The organism is Caulobacter sp. D5 (assembly GCF_003185805.1).
GTDB lineage: Bacteria > Pseudomonadota > Alphaproteobacteria > Caulobacterales > Caulobacteraceae > Caulobacter.
On record NZ_QHJY01000316.1, the window covers coordinates 1 to 4,222 of the forward strand.

The window sequence follows — 4,222 nt, forward strand, 5'->3', positions numbered from 1 at the left end:
CGACCTCGCTGGCGGCCCAGGCGGCGGTGATGCTGGCCGGCCGCGGCGCCGGCGGCGTCTGCCTGGCGGACCTGGACGTGCAGATGGGCGCGGCGGCCCTCTATCTCGACGTCGGCGACGCGGTGACGATCAGCCAGGTGCTGGCAGCCGGCGGCGCGGTCGAGGAAATGCTGTTCGCCTCGTCCCTGCCCGCCCACCGCAGCGGCGCGGCCGTGCTGGGCGCCCCGCAGGAGATGATGCCGGTCGAGGCCCTGAGCCCGGCCCTGGTCGACGGCCTGATGGCCGCCCTGCGCCGCGACTTCGAGACCACGCTCGTCGACCTGCCCACCGTCTGGACGGCCTGGACCAACCGCCTGCTGCGCCAGTCGCAGCGGATCGTTCTGGTCACCCGCCTGTCGGTCTCGCATGTGCATCTGGTGCGACGACAGCTGCACATGCTGGCCGCCCAGCGGCTGGACGACGTGCCCCTGACCCTGGTGTGCAACCAGGTCGAGCCCGACAGCGCCAGCGGCCTGTCGCTGAAGGCGGCCGAGCAGGCGATCGGGCGAAACTTCGACCTGGTCATCCCCGAGGACCGAAAGCTGATGCACCAGGCCATCAACCAGGGCGTGGCCCTGGGCGCGGTGCGCCGGGGCAGCAAGCTGGAGGCGGCCATCGGCCGCCTGACCGAAACCCTCGCGCCGGCGCCCAAGCTCGCCGTCGCCCAGGCCGGACGGTGACCGCCATGTTGTGGAGCGAGGAAACCCGCCGCGTCGAGACCCAGGCGGCCGCCGCCGACTACGCCCAGGCCCCGCCGATCGACGACGCCCTTGGCCTGAAGGTGCGGCTGCACCAGCGGCTGATCGACCTTCTGAACCTCAGCCTGCTGGACCGCACCCCGCGCGAGACCCTGCGCCAGGAGATCCGCGGCGCGGTCAGCGGCCTGCTGGCCGACGAGAAGCGCCTGCTGACCCCGGCCCAGACCGACCAGCTGGTCGACGAGATCCTGGACGAGCTGCTGGGCCTGGGCCCGCTCGAGCCCCTCCTGAAGGACGACACCGTCACCGACATCCTGATCAACACCCATGAGATGGTCTATGTGGAGCGGGCCGGCCGCCTGCAGCGCACCAATGTGCGCTTCCAGGACACCCGCCACCTGGTGCGGATCATCAACAAGATCGTCGCGGCCGTGGGCCGGCGGATCGACGAGAGCCAGCCGATGGTCGACGCCCGTCTGGCCGACGGCTCGCGCGTCAACGCCATCATCCCGCCGCTGGCCGTGGACGGGCCGCTGGTCTCGATCCGCAAGTTCTCGCGCGTGCCCCTGGCCATGGACCGGCTGGTCGAGCTGGGCAGCATCACCCGCGAGATGGCCCTGGTGCTGGAGGCCGTGGTCCAGGCCCGGCGCAACGTGCTGATCTCGGGCGGCACCGGCTCGGGCAAGACCACCCTGCTCAACGCCATGTCGGCCTATATCGACGACCACGAGCGGATCATCACCATCGAGGACTCCGCCGAGCTTCAGCTCCAGCAGTCGCATGTCGGCCGGCTGGAAACCCGCCCGGCCAACATCGAGGGCCAGGGCGAGATCCAGCAGCGCGAGCTGGTGCGAAACGCCCTGCGCATGCGGCCCGACCGCATCATCGTCGGCGAAGTCCGCTCGGGCGAGGCCTTCGACATGCTGCAGGCGATGAACACCGGCCACGACGGCTCGATGACCACGGTGCACGCCAACACCCCGCGCGACGCCCTTTCCCGCGTCGAGCAGATGGTCGGCATGGCCGGGCTCGACATCCCCGCCCGCTCGGTGCGCGGCCAGATCGCCTCGGCCATCCACGTGGTGGTGCAGGCCGAGCGGATGGAGGACGGCGCCCGCCGCATCGTGTCGGTCTCGGAGATCACCGGCATGGAGGAGGACGTCATCTGCATGCAGGAGATCTTCCGCTTCCGCCGCGCCGGACGGACGATCGACGGCAAGGTCGCCGGCGCCTACGAGGCCACCGGCGTGCGGCCGCGGTTCATGGAAGTGCTGCACGCCCGCGGCGTGGACCTGCCGTCGAACCTGTTCTCGCCTGGCCGGATCTCGGGGTGACGCCATGGACAACCTGCTTTTTCCGATGGCGCTGGTGCTGGCCTTCGTCGCCGCCGTGCTGGCCGGCCAGACCATCTTCGACCTGCTGCTGTCGGCCCGCGAGCACACCCAGAGGGTCAATCGCCGCCTGACGCTGATGGCCGGCGGCATGAGCCAGGACAAGGTCTATGAGGCCCTGGTGCGCGACCCGCGCGGCAGCTGGATCGACCGCTCGTCGTTCGGCGCCCTCTACGGCAAGGCCGTGCTCTATCTGCGCCAGTCGGGGATCGCCGCCGGGCCGTTGCAGGTGATGGGCGTGACGGCGGCGGTCGCCGGCGGCCTGTGGCTGCTGGCCCTGGTGTTCCTGCGCGGCCAGCCGGTGGAGACGCCCGTCTCGCAGGTGCTGGTGACGGCGATCGGCGCGGCGGCCATCAGCATGGCGGTCGCGGCCATGTGGATCATCAATCGACACGCCACGCGCCTGGCCAAGCTGGAGGAACAGCTGCCGCTGTCGCTGGACGTGATGATCCGGGCCCTGCGCGCCGGCCACCCGGTGATCTCGGCCGTCGGCCTGGTGACCCAGGAGATGCCCGACCCGATCGGCAGCGAGTTCGGCCTGGTGCTGGACGAGACGACCTACGGCGTGGAGTTCCGCGACGCCCTGGCCAATCTCGCCCGGCGCACCGGCTCGCCCGACGTGGCCTTCTTCTCCGTCAGCATCGCCATCCAGAGCGAGACCGGCGGCAACCTGGCCGAGATCCTGGCGGGCCTGGCCACCGTGATCCGGGGCCGCGCCTCGCTGGCCAAGCGGATCCGGGCCCTGGCCAGCGAAGGCCGGATGTCGGCCCTGATCCTCAGCCTGCTGCCGGTGTTCTGCGTCGGCGTGGTCAGCGTCTTCCGGCCCGAATTCTACACCAGCAAGTTCTCCGATCCCGCCTTCTGGCCCGTCGTGGCCGGCGTGATCGGCCTCTATTTCATCGGCCAGCTGATGATCCGCCGGATCGTCAACTTCAAATACTGAGGCCGCGACATGGACGCTCTCTTCTCCATCGGTCTGCAATTGGGGGTCTTCCTGGCCGTCGCGGTCATGGCCCTGCTGGCCTTCCGCCAGGTCGAGGCCGGTTCGGCCCTGCGGCGGCGCATGCGCGAGCGGGCCGTCAGCGGCGCGACCATGACGGCCAGCGGGGGCGCGGGCCTGCTCAAGGACACCAAGCCCAAGGCCTCGTGGCTGGGCTGGCTGCAGTCCAGGACCACCAGCGGCGACGAGAAGAAGCGCTCGCGCCTGGCCAAGACCCTGGCCGAGGCCGGCTTCGACCAGCCCGCAGCCGTGCCGCTCTACTTCCTGGCCCGGGTGATCGGCGCCGTGGGCCTGCCCGCGGCCCTGCTGATCGCCCAGAAGCTGTCGCCCAATCCGGTCGTCGGCCTGCCGGTGATCGCCGGCGCGCTGCTGCTGTGCGGCCGGGGCCTGGTGGTCCCGGCCATCTTCATCGACCTGCGCGCGGTGGGCCGCCGCGAGCGGCTGGAGCACCAGTTCCCCGACGCTCTGGACCTGATGGTGGTCTGCGTCGAGGCGGGCCTGGGCGTGGACGCGGCCTTCATCCGCGTCAGCCACGAGATCGCGCCCTCGCATCCGGAGATCTCGGGCGAGTTCGGCCGGGTGTCGCAGGAACTGCGGGCCGGCCGCAGCCGCGCCGACGCCCTGCGGCGGATGGCCGATCGGGTCAATGTCGACGCCCTGCGCGCCTTCGCGGCCCTGATGATCCAGACCGACAGCCTGGGAGCCAGCATCACCCAGACCCTGCGCTCCTACTCCGGCGAGCTGCGCGAGCGGCGGTTCCTGCGCGGCGAGGAGAAGGCCATGCGCATCCCCGTGCTGCTGACCCTGCCGCTGGTGGCCTGCATCCTGCCGGTGATCATCACCGCCCTGCTGCTGCCGGCGGGACTCGACGTCGTCCACAACCTGATGCCCGCCCTCAAGCGGCATTAGAGGAGAAGCCAAGATGCGACGCCTGCTGATCGCCCTGCTGCTGATCCCGCTTTCCGGCTGCGCGACGCTGTCGCGCCTGGCGGCCCTGGTCTCGCCGCACCGCCAGCCCCCGCTGGAGATCCGCGCCCTGGCCGCCCTGCCCGCGCCCGATCCCGCCGCCGCGGTCGATCGCCTGTACGGCCGCG

The 4,222-nt window shown here is 71.2% G+C and carries 4 protein-coding genes; all 4 read left to right on the forward strand.

Features of this window, described 5'->3' with window-relative positions; translation table 11 throughout:
• Positions 1-719 (forward strand): hypothetical protein (locus tag DMC18_RS26155; RefSeq protein ID WP_158285936.1); only part of this gene is annotated, 719 nt, incomplete at its 5' end.
• Between the two features lie 5 nt (positions 720-724).
• Entirely contained in the window at positions 725-2,071 is a 1,347-nt protein-coding gene (locus DMC18_RS19340; RefSeq protein WP_110119369.1) for a CpaF family protein, read from the forward strand.
• 4 nt (positions 2,072-2,075) lie between these two features.
• Positions 2,076-3,071, forward strand: coding sequence for a type II secretion system F family protein (locus tag DMC18_RS19345; RefSeq protein WP_110119370.1), 996 nt, complete (start codon positions 2,076-2,078; stop codon positions 3,069-3,071).
• A gap of 9 nt (positions 3,072-3,080) precedes the next feature.
• Positions 3,081-4,037, forward strand: coding sequence for a type II secretion system F family protein (locus DMC18_RS19350; protein WP_110133218.1), 957 nt, complete (start codon positions 3,081-3,083; stop codon positions 4,035-4,037).
• Positions 4,038-4,222 lie beyond the last annotated feature (185 nt).

Coding starts and splice junctions, on each gene's coding strand:
- DMC18_RS19345 (WP_110119370.1), top strand. CDS start 2,076: ATGGACAACCTGCTTTTTCCGATGGCGCTGGTGCTGGCCTTCGTCGCC.
- DMC18_RS19350 (WP_110133218.1), top strand. CDS start 3,081: ATGGACGCTCTCTTCTCCATCGGTCTGCAATTGGGGGTCTTCCTGGCC.
- DMC18_RS19340 (WP_110119369.1), top strand. CDS start 725: ATGTTGTGGAGCGAGGAAACCCGCCGCGTCGAGACCCAGGCGGCCGCC.